Genomic DNA, 21,856 nt, shown 5'->3' on the forward strand with positions numbered 1-21,856 from the left:
CTGGACTGGTCGCGCAGCCGGGTGGTGGTTGCCGCCCGCGCGGCGGGGCTTGCCCCGCCGACCCAGTCGGTGTTCCCGGACGTCCTGGACCTGGACGGGCTGTGGCAGTCCTGCGTGCACGGGAGGGCGCTGGGGTTCGTCGGCCGGGCGGCGATCCACCCCCGGCAGCTGCCGGTCATCGAACGGGCATTCCGGCCGACGGCGCAGGAGATCGAGGCGGCGCAGGAGATCGTGGCGGCTGCACTGACGGACGCGGGTGCGCTGGCGCTGCCGGACGGCCGATTCGTGGACGCGGCGGTGGTGGCCTCGGCCCGCCGGACGCTGGCGCTGGCGGAACGGGTGGGGTGACGGCGGAAAATCCAGCCCCTCCGGCGATCGAGGGGCGGGGGTCCGGGCGTACAGACCCCGGTGGGGGAACAGCGAAAGGCCCCGAGCCGTTTGGTTCGGGGCCTTTCGTACAGATGGGTGGCGTCAGACCTTCTTCGCTGCCTCTGCGGTGCCGTTCTTCTCCGGCGCCTCGGCATCGGGCGCCTCCGCATCCGGCGCCTCAGCATCGGGCGCCTCCACATCGGGCGCTTCCGCATCGGGCGCCTCCGCATCGCCGTCACGGTCCGTGTCACCGGCGGCATTCGCGTCGGGCGCCGCGTCCTCGACACCCTCGGTGTCCTCGGCCGCTCCCGGCTCGACGACCTCCTCGCGCCCCGGCCGTACCTTCGCCGAGATCACGATGTACGTCACCGCCAGCACGAACACGATGAGCGCGGTCCACACGTTCAGGCGCAGGCCCAGGATGTGGTGCGCCTCGTCGACCCGCAGGTACTCGATCCAGGCGCGACCCGCGCAGTACGCCGCGACGTACAGCGCGAACGCCCGCCCGTGTCCGAGCTTGAAGCGGCGGTCCGCCCAGATCACCAGCAGGGCGACGCCCACGCACCACAGTGACTCGTACAGGAACGTCGGGTGGTACGTGCCGGCGACCCGGTTGGGACCTTCGCTGATCTTCAGTGCCCACGGCAGATCCGTCGGCTTGCCGTACAGCTCCTGGTTGAACCAGTTGCCCCAGCGGCCGAACGCCTGGGCGATGGCGATGCCGGGGGCGAGCGCGTCGGCCCAGGCGGGCAGCGGGATCCCTCGACGGCGGCAGCCGATCCAGGCGCCGACCGCGCCGAGCGCGATCGCGCCCCAGATACCGAGGCCCCCCTGCCAGATCTTGAAGGCGTCGACCCAGTTCTCACCGTCGCTGAAGTACAGCTGGTAGTCGGTGATGACGTGGTAGAGCCGGCCGCCGACGAGACCGAAGGGCACGGCCCAGACGGCGATGTCGGCCACCGTGCCGGCTCTGCCGCCCCGGGCGATCCAGCGCTTGTTGCCGAACCAGACGGCGACAAACACACCGATGATGATGCAGAACGCGTAGCCGCGAAGCGGGATCGGGCCGAGATTGATCACGCCGGTCGACGGGCTGGGAATATAGGCAAGGTCCATGACAGGGTCGACGCTACCCTGCCGGGCGGGAGGTGCGGCAACCCGCCCGACAACTTCTGGGTAACGAGCCGGTCATCTGTTCCCCACCCCGGCCGGCCCGGAGCCCACGTCCACGCGGTGCCTCAGGAACCGGACGGCGACGGGGTGACCTTCGCCGGCTGCTTGCCCTTGTTCGCCTCGGCGACCCACTTCTTCAGGTTCGCCACGGTGATCGTTTCGTTCCCCTTCTTCGGGAAGATCGATTCACCGTTGAGGAGCGCGGTCGGCGTGCCCTGGAATCCACCGTTCTGGAACGCGGTGTTGGACTTCTGGACCCAGGTGTTGTGCGTGCCGTCCTCCACGCAACTGCGGAAGGCGGGCGTGTCGAGGCCCCCGACCTTGCCCGCCAGCTCGATCAGCTTGCTGCTCTTGCCGAAGGCGTCGTCGGTCTCCGGCGGCTGATTGCGGTAGAGGACGTCGTGGTACGCGGAGAACTTCCCGACGTCCTGTGCGCAGGCGGCCGCATTGGCCGCGTCCAGCGATCCGGTGCCGCCGAGGTTGCCGTCGATGAGCGTGGCCAGGTGGTACTGGACCTTGATCTGTCCGGTGTTTTCCAGCTCGTGGATCGTGTCCCGGAACGCATTCTCGAACTGGGCACAGACCGGGCAGCGGAAGTCCTCCCAGACCGTGAGCGTGGACGGGGCGTCGTCCGCGCCCACCTGGATGGCCAGGCTGTCCTTGCCGGTCGCCCCCGACGGTGCGACCGCGGGCCCCGACCCGCTCGCCTTGTTGCCCTTGCCCCCCGAATTCGCGGCGATCACGCCGATGACGGCGGCCAGCGCCAGCACACTCACCACAGCGGTGGAGACGATCAGCGTGCGCCGGCGGCGCTCGCGCGCCTTCTCCTGCTCGCGCTGCTGGACGAGCCGGTCGCGCGCGGCCCTTTTTCCCTCTTCGTTCTTCTCGCTCACACCCGCAGCAACGAACCGGGGAGGCACGTGCGTGCCTCCCCGGCCCCAGATCCACTCGTATGGATTACACCCGATGTCAGCGCTTTCGAACGCCTTCGGCCAATTCGCCCGCCAATGAGCGGACCGCGGCGAGACCGGACGCCTCGTCGGGGGCGTCCAGGATCCGCTTGACGAAGGCGGAGCCGACGATCACCCCGTCGGCGAAGACGGCGACCTCGGCGGCCTGCTGGGCGTTGGAGACGCCGAGGCCGACGCAGACCGGGAGCTCGGTCGTGGCGCGGGTGCGCCGGACCAGGTCCTGGGCCTGCTCGCCGACCGATTCGCGGGTGCCGGTGACCCCCATCAGCGAGGCCGCGTAGACGAAGCCGGAGCCGGCCGCGGTGATGGTGGTGAGGCGCTCGTCCTTGCTGCTCGGTGCGACGACGAAGACGGTCGCGAGACCGTGCTTGTCGGCGTGCTCGCGCCACACCGAGGACTCCTGGACCGGCAGGTCGGGCAGGATGCACCCGGCGCCGCCCGCCTCGGCGAGCTCGGCGGTGAACCGCTCGATGCCGTACCGGTCGATGGGGTTCCAGTACGTCATGACAAGGATCGGGGCTCCGGTCGCCTCGTACGCCTCGCGGACCGTACGCATCACGTCGGCGATCTTCACGCCGCCGCGCAGAGCGATGTCGTCGGCGGTCTGGATGACCGGTCCGTCGAGCACGGGGTCGCTGTGCGGCAGGCCCACCTCGACGACATCGGCGCCACCGGCGACGACGGCCTTGACGGCCTCGATGCCGCCGTCGACCGTCGGGAACCCGGCCGGCAGGTAGGCGATGAGCGCGGCACGGTCCTCCGCCTTGGCGGCGGCGAGGGCGGCGCTCAACAGCTCGATGTTGCCACTCACTTGGCGTCCTCCTCGATCTCGGCGTCGCCGTTCCCCGCGTCCGCCTCGACGGTCGCGTCCACGTCGTACAGCCCGAAGTAGCGGGCCGCCGTGTCCATGTCCTTGTCGCCGCGGCCGGACAGATTGACCACGAGCAGTCCGTCCTTGCCGAGCTCCTTGCCGACCTCCAGGGCTCCGGCCAGCGCGTGGGCGCTCTCGATGGCCGGGATGATCCCTTCGGTGCGGGAGAGCAGCAGCAGCGCCTGCATGGCGGCGTCGTCGGTGACCGCGCGGTACTCGCCGCGGCCGATGTCCTTGAGGTACGCGTGCTCCGGGCCGATGCCTGGGTAGTCCAGACCGGCCGAGATGGAGTACGGCTCGGTGATCTGGCCTTCGTCGTCCTGGAGGACGTAGCTGCGCGAGCCGTGCAGGATGCCGGGCTCGCCCGCGGTCAGGGTCGCCGCGTGCTCGCCGGTCTCCACGCCGTGTCCGGCGGGCTCGCAGCCGATCAGCCGGACGTGCGCGTCCGGGATGAAGGCGTGGAACAGGCCGATGGCGTTGGAGCCGCCGCCGACACAGGCGATCGCGGCGTCCGGCAGCCGGCCGGTCCGCTCCAGGATCTGCCGGCGGGCCTCGACGCCGATGACACGGTGGAAGTCGCGGACCATCACCGGGAAGGGATGCGGGCCGGCGACCGTACCGAAGAGGTAGTGGGTGCGGTCCACATTGGCGACCCAGTCGCGGAACGCCTCGTTGATGGCGTCCTTGAGCGTGCGGGAGCCGGACTTCACGGCGACGACCTCGGCGCCGAGCATCCGCATCCGCGCCACGTTCAGCGCCTGCCGCTCGGTGTCGATCTCACCCATGTAGATGGTGCATTCGAGGCCGAAGAGGGCACACGCGGTCGCGGTGGCGACGCCGTGCTGGCCGGCGCCGGTCTCGGCGATGACCCGGGTCTTGCCCATGCGCTTGGTGAGCAGCGCCTGACCCAGCACGTTGTTGATCTTGTGCGAGCCGGTGTGGTTCAGGTCCTCGCGCTTGAGGAAGATCCGGGCGCCGCCCGCGTGCTCGGCAAAGCGTGGGACCTCGGTCAGCGCACTGGGCCTGCCGGTGTAATTCACCATGAGCTCATTGAGCTCGGCGGCGAAGGCAGGGTCGGCCTTCGCCTTGTCGTACTCGACGGCGACCTCGTCCACGGCGGCGACGAGCGCCTCCGGGATGAACTTGCCGCCGAACGCGCCGAAGTAGCCCTCGGCGCTGGGGACCAGACCCTCGGGGTCCGGAATGAAGAAGTCAGATGACATCCGACGTGCTCCTCGTCATGGCAACGGGTGGGTTCACCGTATGCGCCGTCAACGGAGCTCCGCCGCGACCGGGGGCGGTCGGACGGTTCGGTCGTACGTACGAGAGGGGTGATGCGGGTACGTCGGCCGGGGCTCGCTACAGCGCGGTCCCCGTGCGCCATCGCATGCCGTTGACCTGGCCGGGCTCGTCGCCGATCACATACCGCACCCGCCGTCCGTGCACGCGGCGCGCGGGGGCGCGGCAGCCGCGGGGGCGGCAGCCGCGCGCCAGCGGCGCGTGCGGGTCCCGGGCAGCCGTCACCATGGCCAGGCGCAGGCGCGGCCGGGTGCGGGGCAGGGGACGGTCGGCGGACATGGTGCGGGTCAGCCCCGTCCGTGCCGCAGGGCCGGGTGGGCGCCCGCGGCTACCAGGTCGGCGACAGCGGCCCGCGGGTCGCGGCCGGTGACCAGGGACTCGCCGACGAGTACGGCGTCGGCGCCGGCGTTGGCGTAGGCGATGAGGTCGTGCGGGCCGCGGACGCCGGACTCGGCGACCTTGACGATGCCCGCCGGGATCTCGGGGGCGACACGCTCGAAGATGGAGCGGTCGACCTTGAGGTCCTTCAGACTGCGCGCGTTGACACCGATGATCTTCGCTCCGGCGTCGACGGCGCGCTCCGCCTCCTCCTCGTCGTGCGCCTCGACCAGCGGCGTGAGGCCGATGGACTCGGCGCGCTCGATCAGGGAGACGAGGGCCTCCTGGTCGAGGGCGGCGACGATCAGCAGGGCGAGGTCGGCGCCGTAGGCGCGGGCCTCCCAGAGCTGGTACGAGGTGACGATGAAGTCCTTGCGCAGGATCGGGATGTCGACCTTGGCGCGGACGGCTTCCAGGTCGGCGAGCGAACCTCCGAAGCGGCGCTCCTCGGTGAGGACGGAGATGACGGACGCGCCACCGGCCTCGTAGTCCGCGGCGAGCGCGGCCGGGTCGGCGATCGCGGCCAGGGCCCCCTTGGAGGGGCTGGAGCGCTTGACCTCGCAGATGACGGTCACGCCCTCGCCACGCAGGGCGGCGACTCCGTCCTTGGCCGCCGGAGCGCGCGCCGCGCGTTCCTTGAGCTCGTCGAGGCTGACACGCGCCTGCCGCTCTGCGAGGTCGGCGCGGACGCCGTCGATGATCTCGTCGAGCACACTCACGCGAGCGGCCCCCTTCCGGGACGGTGATGAGGGAACAGGATCAGCCATCTCGATGGTATCCGTAGGAGGGCCGAGGGCCCGCATCCGGCCACCGAAACTCCCACCAGCTGGGCGTTCACGGCGCCAGTACTGATCCGAACGGCAGATTCCGGACGACGGTGAAGATCAGCAGCACGGCGCCGATCCCCCACCAGTAGACCGGTGCGAGGTTGATCCGTACGGGCATTCCTCTGCTCGCGCGGACCATCCAGACCACCCAGACGGCGGCGAAGATCGCGTAGCCGACGACGGCGAGGGCATTGGAGCCGAAGGCGGCGGCGATATCGCCGTGGGCGACGGCGTGGGCGCTGCGCAGCCCGCCGCAGCCGGGGCAGAACAGGCCGGTGACCTGCAGCATCGGGCAGACCGGGTAGTGGCCGGGCTGGTTGGGGTCGACGGCGCCGACGTAGCCGAAGGCCGCGATGACGGCCGCCATGACCGCCACCGGGGTGGCGAGCCGCCGGAAGGGTGCTGCGGGCACGGGCGCCGGCGGGAAGGCCGGCGCGGGCTGACCGGGCGCCGGAACGAAGACCGGCGCGGGCTGCCGGCCGGGCGGGCCCGGTGCGGCTGCGGGAGAAGGCGAGGCGTCCACCCGGTGATTGTCCCCGCTCACGCGGAAAGGCGCAGCCCGGGTCGGGCTGCGCCTTTCACGATGGCTCCGACCGGGGTCAGGAGGACGTCTGGGCCTGCCCGGCTCGCGCCCGGGCGGCGGCCATCTCCGCCGACTCCTTCGGCATGCCGAGACCGGCGGCCTTCATCGCGAGACCGACGATTCCGCCGATGACGATGACCGCGATACCGCCCCAGAAGCCGAGCGGGTTGGCCGCGACCATGAAGACGCCTGCGACGCAGAAGCCGATGAACGCGATGATGACACCGGTCCAGGCGGCCGGGGTGTGTCCGTGGCTGCTGCCCGCCATGAGTTGCTCCTCGTTGGTGTTGCGCTGTGGGTATCGCTGTATCGCTGTACGCAAAGCTGGTGGCGCTGTGCTGCCGCTGTGCAGAAAGCTCGCCGCCATTGTCCCGTACGGACGGGTGCGGCGTGAGCTGGGGGTCGCATCCGGGGCGTGTCCCCCCGGTCACGCCCCGCTCGTGCCGGGAGGTCCTTCAGTGCGTCGGGTCCTCGCCGCGGTCCAGGGCCTTCCACAGGTCCTCGGGCCGGTCCGGGTCCGGGGCGGCGCGGGGGGCCTTGCGGGGGCGCGGAGTGCCGTCGCGTTCGTACCGGCCCGACATGGTCGGCCAGAGCTTCCCGTACCGCAGGGCGAGCAGCCCTGCGATGAGGATCAGCAGTCCGCCGGCGGCGGTGACGTACGGCCAGGCGGTGTGGCTGAGGGCGTCGATGGTGGCGGAGGTGTCGCCGGTGGTCTGCGCCGCCTTCTCGTCGAGGGCCGCTCTGTCGGAGGCGCCGAGGTAGGCGCTCAGTCCGGCACCGAGGCCGCTGAGGGCGAGCAGCCCGGCGACGAGCAGCCGGCCGGCGCTGCGGACGGCGAAGACGGCGACGAGGGCGGCCAGGCCGACGATGGCGAGGGCCGCCGGGAGTCCGGTGACGTCCTGGCCGTCGGCGGTCAGAGGCAGGGAGCCGCCGCCGACGGCGGCCTTGCCCTCGGCCCAGGTCTGGCCGGAGGCGAGGAGGACGACGGTGGCACCGACCGCCCCGAGAAGCAGGCCGGCGGCCAGGCTGCGGCGGCTTCCCGGGGCGTCGGGCGCGGTGGCGGCTTGGGCACGGGGCTGGGGTACGGGGACAGCACTCACGTACTCCACTATCCCTTACCGTGTCACCGCTCGTGGAGGCGGTTGGCCGTATGCACGGCCCGCAGGACCGCGGCGGCCTTGTTGCGGCATTCGGTGTCCTCGGCGACCGGGTCCGAGTCGGCGACGATTCCCGCTCCGGCCTGGACGTACGCGGTGCCGTCGCGCAGCAGAGCCGTACGGATCGCGATCGCGGTGTCGGAGTCCCCGGCGAAGTCGAGGTAGCCGACGCAGCCTCCGTACAGTCCGCGGCGGGTGGGTTCGAGCTCCTCGATGATCTGCATGGCCCGCGGCTTGGGGGCGCCGGAGAGCGTCCCGGCCGGGAAGCACGCGGTCAGGACGTCGAAGGCGGTACGGCCTTCGGCGACGCGGCCGGTGACCGTGGAGACGATGTGCATCACATGCGAGTACCGCTCGATCGACATGAAGTCGACGACCTCGACGCTGCCGGGCACGCAGACCCGTCCCAGGTCGTTGCGGCCGAGGTCGACGAGCATCAGGTGCTCGGCGCGTTCCTTCGGGTCGGCGAGGAGCTCGTCGGCGAGCGCCTGGTCCTCCTGCGGGGTGGTGCCGCGGGGCCGGGTCCCGGCGATCGGGTGGACCATCGCCCGCCCGTCCTCGACCTTGACGAGGGCTTCGGGGCTGGAGCCCGCGACATCGAAGCCGTCGAACCGGAAGAGATACATGTACGGCGACGGGTTGGTCGCGCGCAGCACCCGGTAGACATCCAACGCGCTTGCCGTGCACGGGGTTTCGAAGCGCTGGGACGGGACGACCTGGAATGCTTCGCCGGCCCTGATGCGCTCCTTCACGTCGACGACGGCGTCCTGGAAGGCCTGGCCGCCCCAGAGCGCGGTGTACGGCGGGAGCTCGGACGGCGGGAGGGTGGCGGGGGCGCTCTCGACCGTGCGGGAGAGGTCCGCCTCCATGGCGTCGAGCCGGGCGACGGCGTCGGCGTACGCCTCGTCGACCCCGGTCTCCAGGTCGTTGTGGTTGATCGCGTTGGCAATGAGCAGGACGCTGCCGTCCCAGTGGTCGAGGACGGCCAGGTCCGAGGTGAGGAGCATGGTCAGCTCGGGGAGCTGCAGGTCGTCGCCTCCGTGCTCGCCGATCCGCTCCAGTCGGCGCACGATGTCGTAACCGAGATAGCCGACCATGCCGCCGGTGAACGGCGGCATGCCGGAGTGCAGGTCGCGCGGGGTGTGCAGGGCCTCGACGGTGGCGCGCAGGGCGTCCAGCGGATCCCCGTCGACGGGGACGCCGACGGGCGGGGTGCCGAGCCAGTGCGCCTGCCCGTCGCGGACGGTGAGGGTGGCGGCGCTGCGGACGCCGATGAAGGAGTAGCGGGACCAGGTGCGGCCGTTCTCCGCGGATTCGAGGAGGAACGTGCCGGTGCGCTCGCCCGCGAGCTTGCGGTAGAGCGCGACCGGGGTGTCGCCGTCCGCGAGGAGCCGGCGGCTGACGGGGATGACGCGCCGGTCGGCGGCCAGCTTGCGGAAGGTATCGAGATCCATGGCGGCTGACCCTACTGAGCGAGCGGGAGTACGTCTGCGTCGAAGCAGGTCCGGTCGCCGGTGTGACAGGCGGCACCCGTCTGGTCGACCTTGACGAGGACGGTGTCCGCGTCGCAGTCGAGGGCGACGGACTTGACCACCTGGATGTGGCCCGAGGTGTCGCCCTTGACCCAGTACTCCTGGCGGCTGCGCGACCAGTAGGTGCAGCGGCCGGTGGTCAGGGTGCGGTGCAGGGCCTCGTCGTCCATCCAGCCGAGCATGAGCACCTCACCGGTGTCGTACTGCTGGGCGATGGCCGGGACCAGTCCGTCGGCGCCGCGCTTGAGGCGGGCGGCGATGGCGGGGTCCAGGCTGCTGGCGGGCGGGGTGCTGGGCGCGGGCATGCTGGTCATAGGCCCCATTCTGCCGTGGCCGCGAGGGCGGTTCCGTGAGGCGTCCACTGGGCGGACCGCGGGACCCGGTCGTACGCTGGCGGTCATGTCGACCCATGCGAAGCGCGAACGACTTCTGCTTGCCGACCTGTTGGAGGCGGCGGGCCCCGAAGCCGCCACCCTGTGCCACGGCTGGACGGCCCGGGACCTGGCGGCCCATGTCGTGGTGCGCGAGCGCCGACCGGATGCGGCGGCCGGGGTGCTGCTGAGCCCGCTGAAGAACCGGCTCGAACGGGTGCAGGCCGAGTTCGCCGAGAAGCCGTACGACGAACTCATCCAGCTGATCCGTACGGGGCCGCCCCGGATGTCGCCGTTCGGGCTGAAGCAGCTGGACGAGGCGGCCAACACGGTGGAGTTCTACATCCACGCCGAGGACGTGCGCCGGGCGCAGCCCGACTGGTCGCAGCGGGAGCTGGACCCGGTCTTCGCCGATGCGCTCTGGTCGCGTATGGAGAAGGCGGCGCGGCTGATGGGACGCAAGGCGCCGGTGGGTCTTGTGCTGCGCCGCCCGGACGGGCAGACCGCGGTGGCGCACAAGGGCACTCCGGTGGTGACGGTCACCGGCGAGCCGGGCGAACTACTGCTCTTCGCGTCCGGGCGGCAGGACGCGGCCCGGGTGGAGGTCGAGGGCGACAAGGAGGCGGTGGCCCGGCTGCGGACGGCGGAGCTCGGCATGTAGGACGACGGGTCGCGCGGCCGCCGGTGCCCGGCGGCGATTCCGCCGGCGTGCCGTACGCGCGGCCCGCCGCCCGATGTCAGTGCGGCAGTTCCGCGCGGCGCAGTCGGGTGAACAGCAGGCCGACCACGGCCCCCGCCCCGCCCAGCGCCGCGCTGACGGCGAAGACCGGCGCGGTTCCCCAGGCGGCGACGGCCGCGCCGGTCAGCGGACCGGGTGTCCGGCCTCCCGCAGCGCGTCCTTGACCTCGGAGATCCGCAGATCGCCGAAGTGGAAGACGGACGCGGCGAGAACCGCGTCGGCGCCTGCCGCGATGGCGGGTGCGAAGTGCGCGAGCCGGCCCGCGCCGCCGGAGGCGATGACGGGGACGGTGACGTGTGTGCGGACCGCCGCGATCATCTCGGTGTCGTAGCCGTCCTTCGTGCCGTCGGCGTCCATCGAGTTGAGCAGGATCTCGCCCGCGCCCAGCTCGGCGGCCCGGTGCGCCCACTCGACGGCGTCGATGCCGGTGCCTTTGCGGCCGCCGTGTGTGGTGACCTCGAAGGTGCCCGCGGGGGTACGCCGGGCGTCGACGGACAGCACGAGGACCTGCCGGCCGAACCGCTCGGCGATCTCCCGGATGAGGTCCGGGCGGGCGATCGCCGCGGTGTTGACGCCGACCTTGTCGGCGCCGGCCCGCAGCAGTTTGTCGACGTCGTCGGCGGTACGGACACCGCCGCCTACGGTGAGCGGGATGAAGACCTGCTCCGCGGTGCGGCGCACCACGTCGTAGGTCGTCTCCCGGTCGCCGCTGGACGCGGTGATGTCGAGGAAGGTCAGCTCGTCGGCGCCCTCGGCGTCGTACAGCTTGGCCATCTCGACAGGGTCACCCGCGTCGCGCAGGTTCTGGAAGTTGACACCCTTGACGACCCGGCCGTTGTCGACGTCCAGGCACGGGATGACACGTACCGCGAGACTCATTGCGCACCTTCCCGGTAGGCCTCGATCTCGACCTCGACGACCAGGCTGGGGTCGACGAAACCGGAGACGATGATCATGGAAGCGGCGGGGCGGACGTCATCGAACAGCTCCTTGTGGGCGCGGCCGACTTCGTCCACGTCCCGGGCGTGCGTGAGGTACATCCGGGTACGGACGACGTCCTCGCGGCCCAGCCCCACCTGCTTCAGCGCGTCGAAGGCGACGTTGAAGGAGGCGACGGCCTGCTCGTACGGGCCGCCCGCGGAGATCTGTCCGTTGACGATCGACGTGCAGCCGGCGACCAGGACCAGCCCGTTCGGCAGCTGCACCGCGCGGGAGTAGCCGAACTTGTCCTCCCAGGGGGCGCCGGAGGAGATGCGGTTGACGGAGTCGGTCATCCGGAGACCACCTGCAGCGCCTCTTCGAGGGTGAACGCCTTCGCGTACAGCGCCTTGCCGACAATCGCGCCCTCGACGCCGTCCGGCACGAGCGAGGCGATCGCCCGCAGGTCGTCCAGTGAGGAGACGCCGCCGGAGGCGACGACGGGCTTGTCGGTGGCGGCGCAGACGTTCTTCAGGAGCTCCAGGTTGGGGCCCTGGAGCGTGCCGTCCTTGGCGATGTCGGTGACGACGTAGCGGGCACAGCCCTCGGAGTCGAGGCGGGCAAGGGTCTCGTAGAGGTCGCCGCCGTCGCGGGTCCAGCCGCGGCCGCGGAGCGTCGTACCGCGGACGTCGAGGCCGACAGCGATCTTGTCGCCGTGCTCGGCGATGACCTTGGCGACCCACTCGGGGGTCTCCAGCGCGGCGGTGCCGAGGTTGACCCGGGTGCAGCCGGTGGCGAGGGCGGCGGCGAGCGAGGCGTCGTCACGGATGCCGCCGGACAGCTCGACCTTGATGTCCATGGAGCGGGCGACCTCGGCGATCTGCGCCCGGTTGTCACCGGTGCCGAACGCGGCGTCCAGGTCGACGAGATGCAGCCACTCGGCGCCCGCCTTCTGCCAGGCGAGGGCGGCCTGCAGGGGGTCGCCGTACGAGGTCTCGGAGCCGGACTCGCCGTGCACGAGGCGGACGGCCTGGCCGTCGCGGACGTCGACGGCGGGGAGGAGCTCAAGCGTGGTGGACATCAGAGTGTTCCGATCCAGTTGGTCAGCAGCTGGGCGCCGGCGTCGCCGGACTTCTCGGGGTGGAACTGGGTGGCCCACAGGGCGCCGTTCTCCACGGCGGCGACGAACGGCTCACCGTGGGTGGCCCAGGTAACCCGGGGGGCGCGGATCCTGGCGTTCGTGACTTCGAGGCTCCAGTCGTGCACCGCGTACGAGTGCACGAAGTAGAACCGGGCCTCGGGGTCGAGACCGGCGAAGAGCTCGGAGTCCTCGGGGGACCGCACGGTGTTCCAGCCCATGTGCGGGACGACCGGGGCCTGCAGCGGGGCGACGGTGCCGGGCCACTCGTCGAGGCCCTCCGTCTCCACGCCGTGCTCGATGCCGCGCTCGAAGAGGATCTGCATGCCGACGCAGATGCCCATCACGGGCCGGCCGCCGGAGAGCCTGCGGCCGATGACCCATTCGCCGCGGGCCTTCTTCAGCCCCTCCATGCAGGCGGAGAACGCGCCGACGCCGGGCACCAGCAGCCCGTCGGCGTTCATCGCCCGGTCGAAGTCGCGGGTGATCTCGACGTCCGCGCCGACGTGGGCGAGGGCGCGCTCGGCGGAACGGACGTTGCCGAAGCCGTAGTCGAAGACGACGACCTTCTTCTTCTCACTCACAGGTCGCTCCCTCAGTCCCAGAGTCCCTGGATCCGCATGACACCTGCGACCAGGCACATCACGGATCCGATCCCGAGCAGCACGACGACGCCCTTGGGCATCTTCTGCTTCGAGAAGGAGTAGACGCCACCGGCCAGGAAGAGGCCGAGGACGATCAGAACGGTATTGAGGCCGGTCACAGCGCGCCCTTCGTGGAGGGAAGAATTCCGGCGGCACGCGGGTCGTGCTCGCAGGCGTACCGCAGGGCGCGGGCGAGCGCCTTGAACTGGCACTCCACGATGTGGTGGGCGTTGCGGCCGTACGGGACGTGGACGTGCAGGGCGATCTGCGCCTGGGCGACGAACGACTCCAGGATGTGCCGGGTCATCGTGGTGTCGTACGAGCCGATCATCGGCGCGATGTTCTCCGGCTCGGTGTGCACCAGGTAGGGGCGGCCGGAGAGGTCGACGGTGACCTGGGCGAGCGACTCGTCCAGCGGGACGGTGCAGTTGCCGAAGCGGTAGATGCCGACCTTGTCGCCGAGCGCCTGCTTGAAGGCGGCGCCGAGGGCGAGGGCGGTGTCCTCGATCGTGTGGTGCGTGTCGATGTGCAGGTCGCCCTCGGTCTTGACCGTGAGGTCGAAGAGGCCGTGGCGGCCGAGCTGGTCGAGCATGTGGTCGTAGAAGCCGACCCCGGTCGACACGTCGACCATTCCGGTGCCGTCGAGGTTGACCTCGACGAGCACGGACGTTTCCTTGGTGGTGCGTTCCACGCGGCCTACGCGGGGGCTCATCCGTCGTGCTCCTTCTTGGCGAACTCATTTACAAGCGTGCGTACCGCGTCGAGGAACGCGTCGTTCTCTGCCGGGGTTCCTGCGGAGACCCGCAGCCATCCCGGTACGCCGTTGTCCCGGACCAGGACGCCCCGGTCGAGGATCTGCTGCCAGGCGGTGTGGCTGTCGGCGAAGCGGCCGAACTGGACGAAGTTGGCGTCCGAGTCCGTCACGTCGAAGCCGAGGGCGCGCAGTTCGGTGACGATCCGGTCGCGCTCGCTCTTGAGCTGCGCGACGTATCCGAGGAGCGTGTCGGTGTGCTCCAGGGCGGCGAGCGCCGTGGCCTGGGTGACGGAGGACAGGTGATACGGCAGCCGCACCAGCTGGACGGCGTCCACGACGGCCGGGTCGGCGGCGAGGTAGCCGAGCCGCAGACCGGCGGCGCCGAACGCCTTCGACATGGTGCGCGAGAGCACCAGGTTGGGCCGGCCCTCGATCAGCGGGAGCAGCGAGGGGTGGTGACTGAATTCGCCGTACGCCTCGTCGACGACGACCATCGAGGGCCTGGCGTCCTGGGCGGCGTCGTACAGCGCGAGGACGGTGTCGGCGTCGACGGCGGTGCCCGTGGGGTTGTTGGGCGAGGTGATGAAGACGACGTCCGGCCGCCGCTCGGCGATGGCCTCGCAGGCCGCGTCGACATCGATCGTGAAGTCGTCCTTGCGCGGTCCGGAGATCCAGCCGGTTCCGGTGCCGCGCGCGATGAGGGCGTGCATCGAGTACGAGGGCTCGAAGCCGATCGCGGTGCGTCCGGGTCCCCCGAAGGTCTGCAGCAGCTGCTGCAGCACCTCGTTGGAGCCGTTGGCAGCCCAGACGTTGGCGAGACCGACCTCGTGGCCGGCGGTGCGAGTGAGGTAGCGGGCCAGTTCGGTACGGAGTTCGACGGCGTCCCGGTCGGGGTAGCGGTTGAGGTCGCGGGCGGCCTCGCGGACGCGCTCGGCGATGCGGTCGACGAGCGCCTCGGGGAGCGGGTACGGGTTCTCGTTGGTGTTCAGCCGTACGGCCACGTCGAGCTGGGGCGCGCCGTACGGGGACTGACCACGGAGCTCGTCCCGGATCGGCAGGTCGTCGATACGGGTGGTGTTGCTGTTCGTCACTGCTGCGGAACCTTCCAGCCACGGTGCTCGTCGAGTTCGCCTTCGGCAAAACGGGCCTTGAGAGCGGCGCCGTGGGCGGGGAGATCCTCCGCCTCGGCGAGGGTCACGACATGGTGGGTGACCTCGGCGAGCGCGTCGCGTGTGTAGTCGACGATGTGGATACCGCGCAGGAAGGACTGCACGGACAGGCCCGAGGAGTGGCAGGCGCAGCCACCGGTGGGCAGGACGTGGTTGGAGCCGGCGCAGTAGTCGCCGAGCGAGACCGGGGCCCACGGGCCGACGAAGATCGCTCCGGCGTTGCGGACCCGGTCGGCGACGGCGGCGGCGTCGGCGGTCTGGATCTCCAGGTGCTCGGCGGCGTACGCGTCGACGACCTTGAGGCCGTCCTCCAGATCGTTGACCAGGACGATCGCGGACTGGCGGCCGGCCAGTGCGGGCTCGATCCGGTCGGTGACGTGCTTGGTCGCGGCGATCTGCGGCTTCAGCTCGGCCTCGGTGGCGGCGGCCAGTTCCTCGGAGTCGGTGACGAGGACGGCGGCGGCCATCGGGTCGTGCTCGGCCTGGCTGATCAGGTCGGCGGCGACGTGCACCGGGTCGGCGGTGGAGTCGGCGAGAATCGCGATCTCGGTGGGTCCGGCCTCGGCGTCGATGCCGATGCGGCCCTTGAGGAGGCGCTTGGCGGCGGCGACATAGATGTTGCCGGGACCGGTGACAAGGTTCACCGGGAGACATTCGGCCGTTCCGTACGCAAACATCGCGACGGCCTGGGCGCCACCGGCGGCGTACACCTCGTCGACGCCGAGCAGGGCGCAGGCGGCGAGGATGGTGGGGTGCGGCAGGCCGCCGAACCCCTTCTGCGGCGGGGAGGCGACGGCGATGCCCTCGACACCCGCCTCCTGCGCCGGTACGACGTTCATGACCACGGAGGACGGGTAGACGGAGCGCCCGCCCGGCACATACAGCCCGACGCGCTCGACGGGCACCCACTTCTCGGTGACGGTACCGCCGGGGACGACCTGCGTGGTGTGCGTGGTGCGGCGCTGCTCGTGGTGGACGAGTCGGGCGCGGCGGATCGACTCCTCCAGGGCGGCCCGTACGGCGGGGTCGAGCCGGTCCAGCGCCTCGGAGAGGGCCGCGGCCGGGACCCGGATCGAGTCGACCCGTACGCCGTCGAATTTCTCCCCCCACTCGATCACTGCTGCTGAGCCACGATGGCGTACGTCCTCGCAGATGGGGCGCACCGTCTCCAGTGCGGCTTCCACGTCGAACTCGGCTCGGGGCAGCAGGTCGCGCAGGTCGCCGCCCTCGGGGAGGGCATTGCCGCGCAGATCGATTCGAGAGATCACACCCCAATTCTCTCAGACCGCCTCCGGCGGCAGTTCGCCCGTATCACTGGCTGATACATGACCCGGCTGTCACGGCCGACTACTCCCGGCCACTACTGACCGCGAGCGTTCACACCGTCACCCAGAGGGAACACAGAGGGAATAACAGCTGCAAGCGGAAGGGGCCCCGGTGACCGAACCGCAGGACAGCGAGATCCCGGACAGCCTCAGCGCGGCGGAACTGGGCATGTGGCGGGCGTTCCGGAACGGCAGCACCTACGATCTGCGCGCCCGCGACCCGATGCGGGACGACCCGTTCGCGCCGACGGTCTGGGGCGCCGAGCGCAGTGTGGACGCCCGTGTCGTCGCCCGGCTGCTGCTGAGCGGGCCGCCCGCCCGGCCGGGACGGGTCGCCGCGCTGAAGCTCCGGGGCGTACGGATCACCGGGACACTCGATCTCGCGGGCGGGCGTGTCGCTCCGTACGTGGAGCTGACGGGCTGCCGCTTCGAGGAGGAGGTGGTTCTGCCGGAGTGTCACTTCACGACGTTGCGGATGGTCGGCTGCGCGGCGCCGCGGCTGGAGGCGGCGCGACTGCGCACCGAGGGCGATCTGCATCTGCCGCGCTGCCGGATCGAGCGCGGGATCCGGCTCACCGACGCCCATATCGGCACCGACCTGCTGCTCAACCAGATTGAGCTCGGGGCCGACCGGCAGGGCCGGGCGCTCGCCGGGGACGGTCTGGCGGTCGCGCAGGACCTGCAGGCGGAGATGGTCGAGACACGTGGCGAGCTGAGTCTGCGCGGTGCGAAGGTCGGCGGTTCGCTGAGTCTGCGCGGCAGCCGGCTGCGGGCGGGGCGTGGCCGGCGCGCACTGAACGCCCCGCAGCTGACGGTGGAGCGGACGTTGTACATGACCGAGGCGTGGGTCAGCGTCGACACGGGGAACCCGGGCACCACTCCCCCGTACGGCATCGTCAGGGCCCAGGCCCAGGCCCAGGCCCCGGCGCACGGCACCCGGGCGCAGGTCTTCGAGTGCCGCGGCGGGGTGCGGCTGGACGACGGGCGGTTCGGTGATGCGGTCGACCTGCACAAGGCCAGGTTCGTGCTGGCGCCCCGCGAGGAGCTGTCGCTGCGCCGGATCGTCGCCCCGGAGCTGCGGTTCAACGCGGAGCGCCCGGAGGAGGGCCGGGTCGTGCTCAACGGCGCGAAGGTCGTCACGCTGATCGACGTGTCGACCAGCTGGCCGGGGCCGGGCGGGCTCGCGATGGGCGGTTTCGTCTACGAGAACCTCGTCCCGTACGGGCACTTCCCGCTCTCCCGCCGCCTGGAGTGGCTGGCGGCGGCGACCCCCGAGTACGTACCGGAGCCGTACGAACGGCTGGCGACGGTGCTGCGCAACTGCGGGGAGGACGCGGACGCCCGCGAGGTGCTGCTCGCCAAGCAGCGGCGCCGGCGCGAGACGCTGCCGCCCGCCGCGAAGCTGTGGGGGATCCTGCAGGACTGGACGGTGGCGTACGGCTACCGGCCCGGGCGGGCGGCGGTGTGGATGGCGGTGCTGTGGGCGGCCGGGGCGGTGGCCTTCTCGCAGTACGAGCCGGCGGCGATCAAGCGGGACGAACACCCGGAGTGGAACGCGGCGCTGTACGCGCTGGATCTGCTGGTGCCCGTGATCAACCTCGGGCAGGACGGGTACTGGCGGATGGAGGGCGGCTGGCAGTGGGCGGCGGCAGCACTGGTGCTGCTGGGGTGGATATTGGCCACGACGGTGGCGGCGGGCGCGTCCAGGCTGCTGCGCCGCGGCTGACCGGGCACGGCCGGGACGGGCCGCCCACGGCCCGCAGACAAGGGCCCGGCGGACACTCCGACGACCGTTCTCCCCCGGCCGACCAGCACGGACACCAACCACCGGAGCAAAATAATCAAGCCGGATCCCACCCCATCCTTTACTCTTTATTGACCTCGCTCAGGGCAACCCGTGCACTCGGCACCAAAGCTTCACAGCGCCCCTCTGGCGCCGCCTCGACCAGCGCTTTTCAATGATCTGCACCATGTCATTCCTTCGCGCCCTACTCCGTACCGCGCGCATGATCCGGCACGCCCCACAGCTGTCCGCCGGACTGCCTGCGGACGATACGGTGCTGCTCGACGCCCCCGACGAGCGGCTCTCCCCCGCGCTCGTCGCCGCCGCCCTCGGGGAGTACGAGCCGGCCGCCAAGCTCCTCGCCACCACCCGGGACGCCGCCGAGTGGGAGAACCGCGACCGTTACCTCGGCCGGCTCGTCACCTTCGCCCGCCACCGCGACAGCTGGCTGACCGACTGGCTCGCCGCCGCCCCGCACGACCCGGACGCACTGCTCGTCAAGGCCGAACTGGCGGTCCGGCGGGCCTGGGAGTCGCCGGCCCGCGCCGAGCAGCTGCGCGACGTGGCACCACTGATCACCGCGGCGGCCGAGAGCGATCCGCGCGACCCGGTGCCCTGGCGGCTCGCGCTCGACCACGCCCGCGGCACGCATGCCCCGCACACCGCCTTCGAGGCGCTGTGGGAGCAGGCCGTCCGGCGCTCCTCGCACCACTACGGCTGCCATGTCGCGGCGCTGCAGTACCTCTCCGCCGCCTGGTACGGCTCGCACCGCGAGTGCTTCGACTTCGCCGAACAGGCCGCCGAGGACTCGCTGCCCAGCTCGCTGGTGCAGGCGCTGCCGGTGCGGGCCGCGTTCGCGCTGCTGAGCGCCGGCCCCGGGGCACGGACCACATCGGTGCTGGAGGAGCGGATCGACAGGGCCGCGGATCTGGCGGTCGCGCTGTCCGCCACGTACGAGCCGGGTGATCCGTGGCCGGCCGAGGTCCGCAATCTGCTGGCGTACGTGCTGGTCGTCCGGGGTCGCTGGGACGAGGCGCTGGAACAGTTCCGGCTGATCGGACCCCATGCGACGTCGTTCCCGTGGTCGCCGGTCTCCGACGATCCGCTCGGCCAGTTCCTGGACGCGCGGGACGGGGTACGCCTCCAGGTGGCATCCGGGATGCCTTTGCGGTACCGGGCCGACCACGGCGGGTCGCGCGGCCATTACGCTTGACCGTTGTGACCACCGCTCGTCTGCCTCTCTTCCCGCTGAACGCGGTGCTGTTCCCCGGCCTCGTGCTGCCGCTCAACGTCTTCGAGGAGCGGTATCGCGCCATGATGCGCGAGCTGCTGAAGACCGATGAGGACGAACCGCGCCGCTTCGTCGTCGTCGCGATCCGCGACGGCCGCGAAATCGCTCCCACCGCCGCCGGAATGCCGGACGCCACCACGGTGCCCTCCGCCACCGGGCGCGGTCCCGCGGACGGCTTCGGCCCCGACCCGATCCAGACGTTCCACCGGGTCGGCTGTGTCGCGGACGCGGCAAAGATCCGGGAACGCGCGGACGGCAGCTTCGAGGTCCTGGCAACCGGCACCACCCGGGTCAAGCTGCTCTCGGTCGACGCGAGCGGCCCCTACCTGACGGCCGAGGTCGAAGAGCTCGACGAGGACGCCGGCGACGAGGCGGGCGCGCTTGCCGAGGGCGTACTGCGGGCGTTCCGCAGCTACCAGAAGCGACTGGCCGGAGCGAGCGAGCGTTCCCTGACGACGGGCGCGGAACTGCCGGACGACCCGTCGGTCGTCTCGTACCTGGTGGCCGCCGCCGCGGTCCTCGACATCCCGTCGAAGCAGCGACTGCTGCAGGCCCCGGACACGGCGACGCGCCTGCGCGAGGAACTGATGCTCCTGCGCTCCGAGACGGCCGTCATCCGGCACCTGCCGTCCCTGCCCGCAGTCGACCTGACCAGGGCGCCGACCCACCCCAACTGATGCGAGGACCCTGCCCCGTGGCAAAGAAGCCGAAGAAGAACCAGCAGTCCGGCTCCGGCGGCACTCCGGCGACGGTCGCCCTGACCGGGGCGGGCACCCCTTTCACGACCCACGCGTACGAGCACGACCCGGCCTCCCCCTCGTACGGTGAGGAGGCGGCGGAAGCGCTGGGCGTCTCCCCCGACCGGGTCTTCAAAACCCTGGTGGCCGACGTGGACGGCACCCTGACCGTGGCGGTCGTCCCGGTGGCCGGCACCCTGGACCTGAAGGCCCTGGCAGCGGCGGTCGGCGGCAAGCGGGCCGCGATGGCGGACCCGGCGGCGGCGGAACGCACGACGGGCTATGTACGGGGCGGCATCTCCCCCCTGGGCCAGCGGAAGCGGCTGCCGACGGTGCTGGACGAGTCGGCGCAGTCCCACGAGACGATCTGCGTATCGGCGGGCCGCCGCGGCCTGGAGGTGGAACTGGCCCCGACGGATCTGGCTTCGCTGACGGGGGCGGTGTTCGCGGCCATCGGCCGGGCGTAGCATTCGCGGCCATCGGCCGGGCGTAGCACACGCGGCCCCGGGGCACTCTCAGCCCCAGGGCATTCGCAGCCCAGGGTCGCTTCCAATCCCAGGGGCATGCGCAGCCCCAGGTCACTTCCAGCCCGGCGTCACATCCAGCCCGTCCGGCGATTGATGACCGGGGGCCGGGGCAGAGCCCCGGCTGCGGGACGGGGCGGGGTGGGGTTGACAGCTGCTTGGCTGGGAGCATGCACGAGGTCGTTTTAGCTCGATCGTGTGACGGTCGGTTGATGGGCTTGCGGTGGGCCGGGAAGACCGCGCTAGCCTGACCGGGCGAGCTGGGACACCGGGTGCGGTGCCGGCGTGCGGGGCCCCTGCTTCACCAGCGAGATGGTTCAGGGCCTCCCCGTCGTCACTGACCGCACCCATCTGGCCAGGTCGTGAGGGACTCCGCCCTTCCGGGACCGGACCACGGACAGGATCCGTGTCGCCGCCCTGAGGTGAAAGCGAACGACCAGTGCGCCCAAGACCGTTCGGGGCGCGCCAGTGCGCGGACTCACTTCCGCTCACCGCCAAGGAACGGTGAGGTCCCGCGCAGCGGCCCTACCCCCGTAGCCCCACCCGCCCCGCTCCCTACGGCTCCGCCGGAGGCGAAGGCGAAGGCGAAGGCGAAGGCGAAGGCGAAGGCGAAGGCGAGGACGGGGACCCCGCCGAGCCCGCACCCCCCGGCCCAGCCCCCGGCACCCCCCAGACTCCCCACTCCGGCTCCGGATCCCGCGGCCCGAACGCCGCGGTCAGCGCCAGATGAACGACCATCGCCGCCAGCGACCAGGCCAGCAACGCACCCTTCGCATGCAGGTCGAGCGGCGCATCGAACACCACGCCCTTGCCGGCCTCACGCGCATGGGCGACCACATCACGTTCCGGTCCGAGCCAGACGCCCACCCCCCAGGCCACCAGCGACCCGAGCAGCCCGCCCAGGGCGAGCCCCACGACCAGCGCGATCCCGCCACGTCGGTGGCACCAGAAGGCCAGCGCCGCAGACACCGCCCCGAACGCGAGCGCGAGCAGCACGAACGTCCCGTCGCTCCCGATCGCCTCCTCGCCCTCGCTGTCCTTGAGGAAGACCGCATGGCTGTCGGAGATCAGCGGGACCCGCGGCGACAGCCACAGCCACAGCAGTCCGAGCCCGAGGCCCGCCACCGTCAGCAGGACGGCGACGACGGCCGCCCGCCGCAGATCCGCCCGCGAATCACGCTCCTCCTGAGACCCCAGGAGGGTCCCGGGACCGGAGCCACCGCCCTTCGGCGGCGTCTGCCAGGGGTCATTGGGCGAGGGCTGGTCGGGCGGTGTCAGAGGTGCGGTCACCGTGCCATCGTGC

At 71.5% G+C, this 21,856-nt stretch carries 26 protein-coding genes; 6 read left to right on the forward strand and 20 right to left on the reverse strand.

The features are described 5' to 3' along the window. On the forward strand, positions 1–348 hold a 348-nt coding region (locus ACWD6R_RS27810), incomplete at its 5' end, for an HpcH/HpaI aldolase/citrate lyase family protein (protein ID WP_451821213.1). A gap of 123 nt (positions 349–471) precedes the next feature. On the opposite strand, the gene lgt is transcribed toward ACWD6R_RS27810, so the two are convergent. The 11 genes from lgt to hisI all read right to left on the reverse strand — a co-directional run bounded on the left by lgt (position 472) and on the right by hisI (position 9,474). Beyond that, complete coding sequence (gene lgt / locus ACWD6R_RS27815) at positions 472–1,485, reverse strand: prolipoprotein diacylglyceryl transferase (protein ID WP_451821214.1); 1,014 nt, start codon at positions 1,483–1,485, stop codon at positions 472–474. A 122-nt stretch (positions 1,486–1,607) separates the two neighbouring features. After that, positions 1,608–2,435, reverse strand: coding sequence for a thioredoxin domain-containing protein (locus ACWD6R_RS27820; protein ID WP_451821215.1), 828 nt, complete (start codon positions 2,433–2,435; stop codon positions 1,608–1,610). 76 nt (positions 2,436–2,511) lie between these two features. Next, positions 2,512–3,324 (reverse strand): tryptophan synthase subunit alpha, encoded by an 813-nt coding sequence (gene trpA, locus ACWD6R_RS27825; protein WP_451821216.1) that lies wholly within the window; start codon positions 3,322–3,324, stop codon positions 2,512–2,514. Further along, a complete protein-coding gene (gene trpB / locus ACWD6R_RS27830; protein WP_451821217.1) occupies positions 3,321–4,607 on the reverse strand; it encodes a tryptophan synthase subunit beta in 1,287 nt (428 codons plus the stop codon). Before trpB ends, trpA begins: the two co-directional genes overlap by 4 nt. Positions 4,608–4,743: 136 nt before the next feature. After that, positions 4,744–4,962: a tryptophan biosynthesis modulator TrpM gene (gene trpM, locus ACWD6R_RS27835; RefSeq protein WP_266986747.1), complete on the reverse strand. Its 219-nt coding sequence runs from the start codon at positions 4,960–4,962 to the stop codon at positions 4,744–4,746. An 8-nt stretch (positions 4,963–4,970) separates the two neighbouring features. Then, the gene (gene trpC, locus ACWD6R_RS27840; RefSeq protein ID WP_451821218.1) at positions 4,971–5,780 is read right to left on the reverse strand and encodes an indole-3-glycerol phosphate synthase TrpC; all 810 of its coding nucleotides are present in this window, start codon (positions 5,778–5,780) and stop codon (positions 4,971–4,973) included. Between the two features lie 115 nt (positions 5,781–5,895). Continuing rightward, positions 5,896–6,432 carry a DUF2752 domain-containing protein gene (locus tag ACWD6R_RS27845; RefSeq protein WP_451821219.1) on the reverse strand — a complete coding sequence of 179 codons (537 nt, stop codon included), beginning with the start codon at positions 6,430–6,432 and terminating at the stop codon, positions 5,896–5,898. Between the two features lie 55 nt (positions 6,433–6,487). Further along, positions 6,488–6,739, reverse strand: a complete 252-nt coding sequence (locus tag ACWD6R_RS27850; RefSeq protein ID WP_451821220.1) for an HGxxPAAW family protein — start codon at positions 6,737–6,739, stop codon at positions 6,488–6,490. 187 nt (positions 6,740–6,926) lie between these two features. Beyond that, positions 6,927–7,580: a TIGR02234 family membrane protein gene (locus ACWD6R_RS27855; RefSeq protein WP_451821221.1), complete on the reverse strand. Its 654-nt coding sequence runs from the start codon at positions 7,578–7,580 to the stop codon at positions 6,927–6,929. A gap of 14 nt (positions 7,581–7,594) precedes the next feature. Beyond that, on the reverse strand, positions 7,595–9,082 hold the full coding sequence (locus ACWD6R_RS27860) for an anthranilate synthase component I (RefSeq protein WP_451821222.1): 1,488 nt from the start codon (positions 9,080–9,082) through the stop codon (positions 7,595–7,597). An 11-nt stretch (positions 9,083–9,093) separates the two neighbouring features. Beyond that, on the reverse strand, positions 9,094–9,474 hold the full coding sequence (gene hisI / locus ACWD6R_RS27865) for a phosphoribosyl-AMP cyclohydrolase (protein WP_451821223.1): 381 nt from the start codon (positions 9,472–9,474) through the stop codon (positions 9,094–9,096). Between the two features lie 85 nt (positions 9,475–9,559). On the opposite strand from hisI, the gene ACWD6R_RS27870 reads away from it, so the two are divergent. After that, a complete protein-coding gene (locus tag ACWD6R_RS27870; RefSeq protein ID WP_451821224.1) occupies positions 9,560–10,192 on the forward strand; it encodes a TIGR03085 family metal-binding protein in 633 nt (210 codons plus the stop codon). 201 nt (positions 10,193–10,393) lie between these two features. On the opposite strand, the gene hisF is transcribed toward ACWD6R_RS27870, so the two are convergent. From hisF to hisD, 8 genes are read right to left on the reverse strand one after another with little or no spacing between them, the layout of a single operon-like run. Further along, positions 10,394–11,149 (reverse strand): imidazole glycerol phosphate synthase subunit HisF, encoded by a 756-nt coding sequence (gene hisF / locus ACWD6R_RS27875; RefSeq protein WP_366690769.1) that lies wholly within the window; start codon positions 11,147–11,149, stop codon positions 10,394–10,396. Further along, entirely contained in the window at positions 11,146–11,544 is a 399-nt protein-coding gene (locus tag ACWD6R_RS27880; protein WP_406418554.1) for a RidA family protein, read from the reverse strand. The genes hisF and ACWD6R_RS27880 overlap by 4 nt, the downstream gene beginning before the upstream one ends. Continuing rightward, positions 11,541–12,269 carry a bifunctional 1-(5-phosphoribosyl)-5-((5-phosphoribosylamino)methylideneamino)imidazole-4-carboxamide isomerase/phosphoribosylanthranilate isomerase PriA gene (gene priA, locus ACWD6R_RS27885; protein WP_266986723.1) on the reverse strand — a complete coding sequence of 243 codons (729 nt, stop codon included), beginning with the start codon at positions 12,267–12,269 and terminating at the stop codon, positions 11,541–11,543. Before priA ends, ACWD6R_RS27880 begins: the two co-directional genes overlap by 4 nt. After that, positions 12,269–12,910 carry an imidazole glycerol phosphate synthase subunit HisH gene (gene hisH / locus ACWD6R_RS27890; protein WP_451821225.1) on the reverse strand — a complete coding sequence of 214 codons (642 nt, stop codon included), beginning with the start codon at positions 12,908–12,910 and terminating at the stop codon, positions 12,269–12,271. Before hisH ends, priA begins: the two co-directional genes overlap by 1 nt. Positions 12,911–12,921: 11 nt before the next feature. Further along, positions 12,922–13,089 carry a hypothetical protein gene (locus ACWD6R_RS27895; RefSeq protein ID WP_451821226.1) on the reverse strand — a complete coding sequence of 56 codons (168 nt, stop codon included), beginning with the start codon at positions 13,087–13,089 and terminating at the stop codon, positions 12,922–12,924. Further along, the gene (gene hisB, locus ACWD6R_RS27900) at positions 13,086–13,682 is read right to left on the reverse strand and encodes an imidazoleglycerol-phosphate dehydratase HisB (RefSeq protein WP_451821227.1); all 597 of its coding nucleotides are present in this window, start codon (positions 13,680–13,682) and stop codon (positions 13,086–13,088) included. Before hisB ends, ACWD6R_RS27895 begins: the two co-directional genes overlap by 4 nt. Further along, positions 13,679–14,815, reverse strand: coding sequence for a histidinol-phosphate transaminase (locus ACWD6R_RS27905; protein WP_451821228.1), 1,137 nt, complete (start codon positions 14,813–14,815; stop codon positions 13,679–13,681). The genes hisB and ACWD6R_RS27905 overlap by 4 nt, the downstream gene beginning before the upstream one ends. Continuing rightward, a complete protein-coding gene (gene hisD, locus ACWD6R_RS27910) occupies positions 14,812–16,161 on the reverse strand; it encodes a histidinol dehydrogenase (protein ID WP_451821229.1) in 1,350 nt (449 codons plus the stop codon). The genes ACWD6R_RS27905 and hisD overlap by 4 nt, the downstream gene beginning before the upstream one ends. A 169-nt stretch (positions 16,162–16,330) precedes the next feature. Between hisD and ACWD6R_RS27915 the strand changes: the two genes are divergently transcribed. The 4 genes from ACWD6R_RS27915 to ybaK all read left to right on the forward strand — a co-directional run bounded on the left by ACWD6R_RS27915 (position 16,331) and on the right by ybaK (position 20,496). Then, on the forward strand, positions 16,331–17,944 hold the full coding sequence (locus tag ACWD6R_RS27915) for an oxidoreductase (protein WP_451821230.1): 1,614 nt from the start codon (positions 16,331–16,333) through the stop codon (positions 17,942–17,944). Positions 17,945–18,176: 232 nt separating this feature from the next. Next, complete coding sequence (locus ACWD6R_RS27920) at positions 18,177–19,214, forward strand: hypothetical protein (protein ID WP_451821231.1); 1,038 nt, start codon at positions 18,177–18,179, stop codon at positions 19,212–19,214. A gap of 5 nt (positions 19,215–19,219) precedes the next feature. Next, a complete protein-coding gene (locus ACWD6R_RS27925) occupies positions 19,220–19,969 on the forward strand; it encodes an LON peptidase substrate-binding domain-containing protein (RefSeq protein WP_451821232.1) in 750 nt (249 codons plus the stop codon). 17 nt (positions 19,970–19,986) lie between these two features. Next, on the forward strand, positions 19,987–20,496 hold the full coding sequence (gene ybaK / locus ACWD6R_RS27930; protein WP_451821233.1) for a Cys-tRNA(Pro) deacylase: 510 nt from the start codon (positions 19,987–19,989) through the stop codon (positions 20,494–20,496). A 612-nt stretch (positions 20,497–21,108) separates the two neighbouring features. On the opposite strand, the gene ACWD6R_RS27935 is transcribed toward ybaK, so the two are convergent. Beyond that, positions 21,109–21,843: an ABC transporter permease gene (locus tag ACWD6R_RS27935; RefSeq protein ID WP_451821234.1), complete on the reverse strand. Its 735-nt coding sequence runs from the start codon at positions 21,841–21,843 to the stop codon at positions 21,109–21,111. Positions 21,844–21,856: the final 13 nt, after the last annotated feature.

Source organism: Streptomyces sp. NPDC005151, from assembly GCF_053599875.1.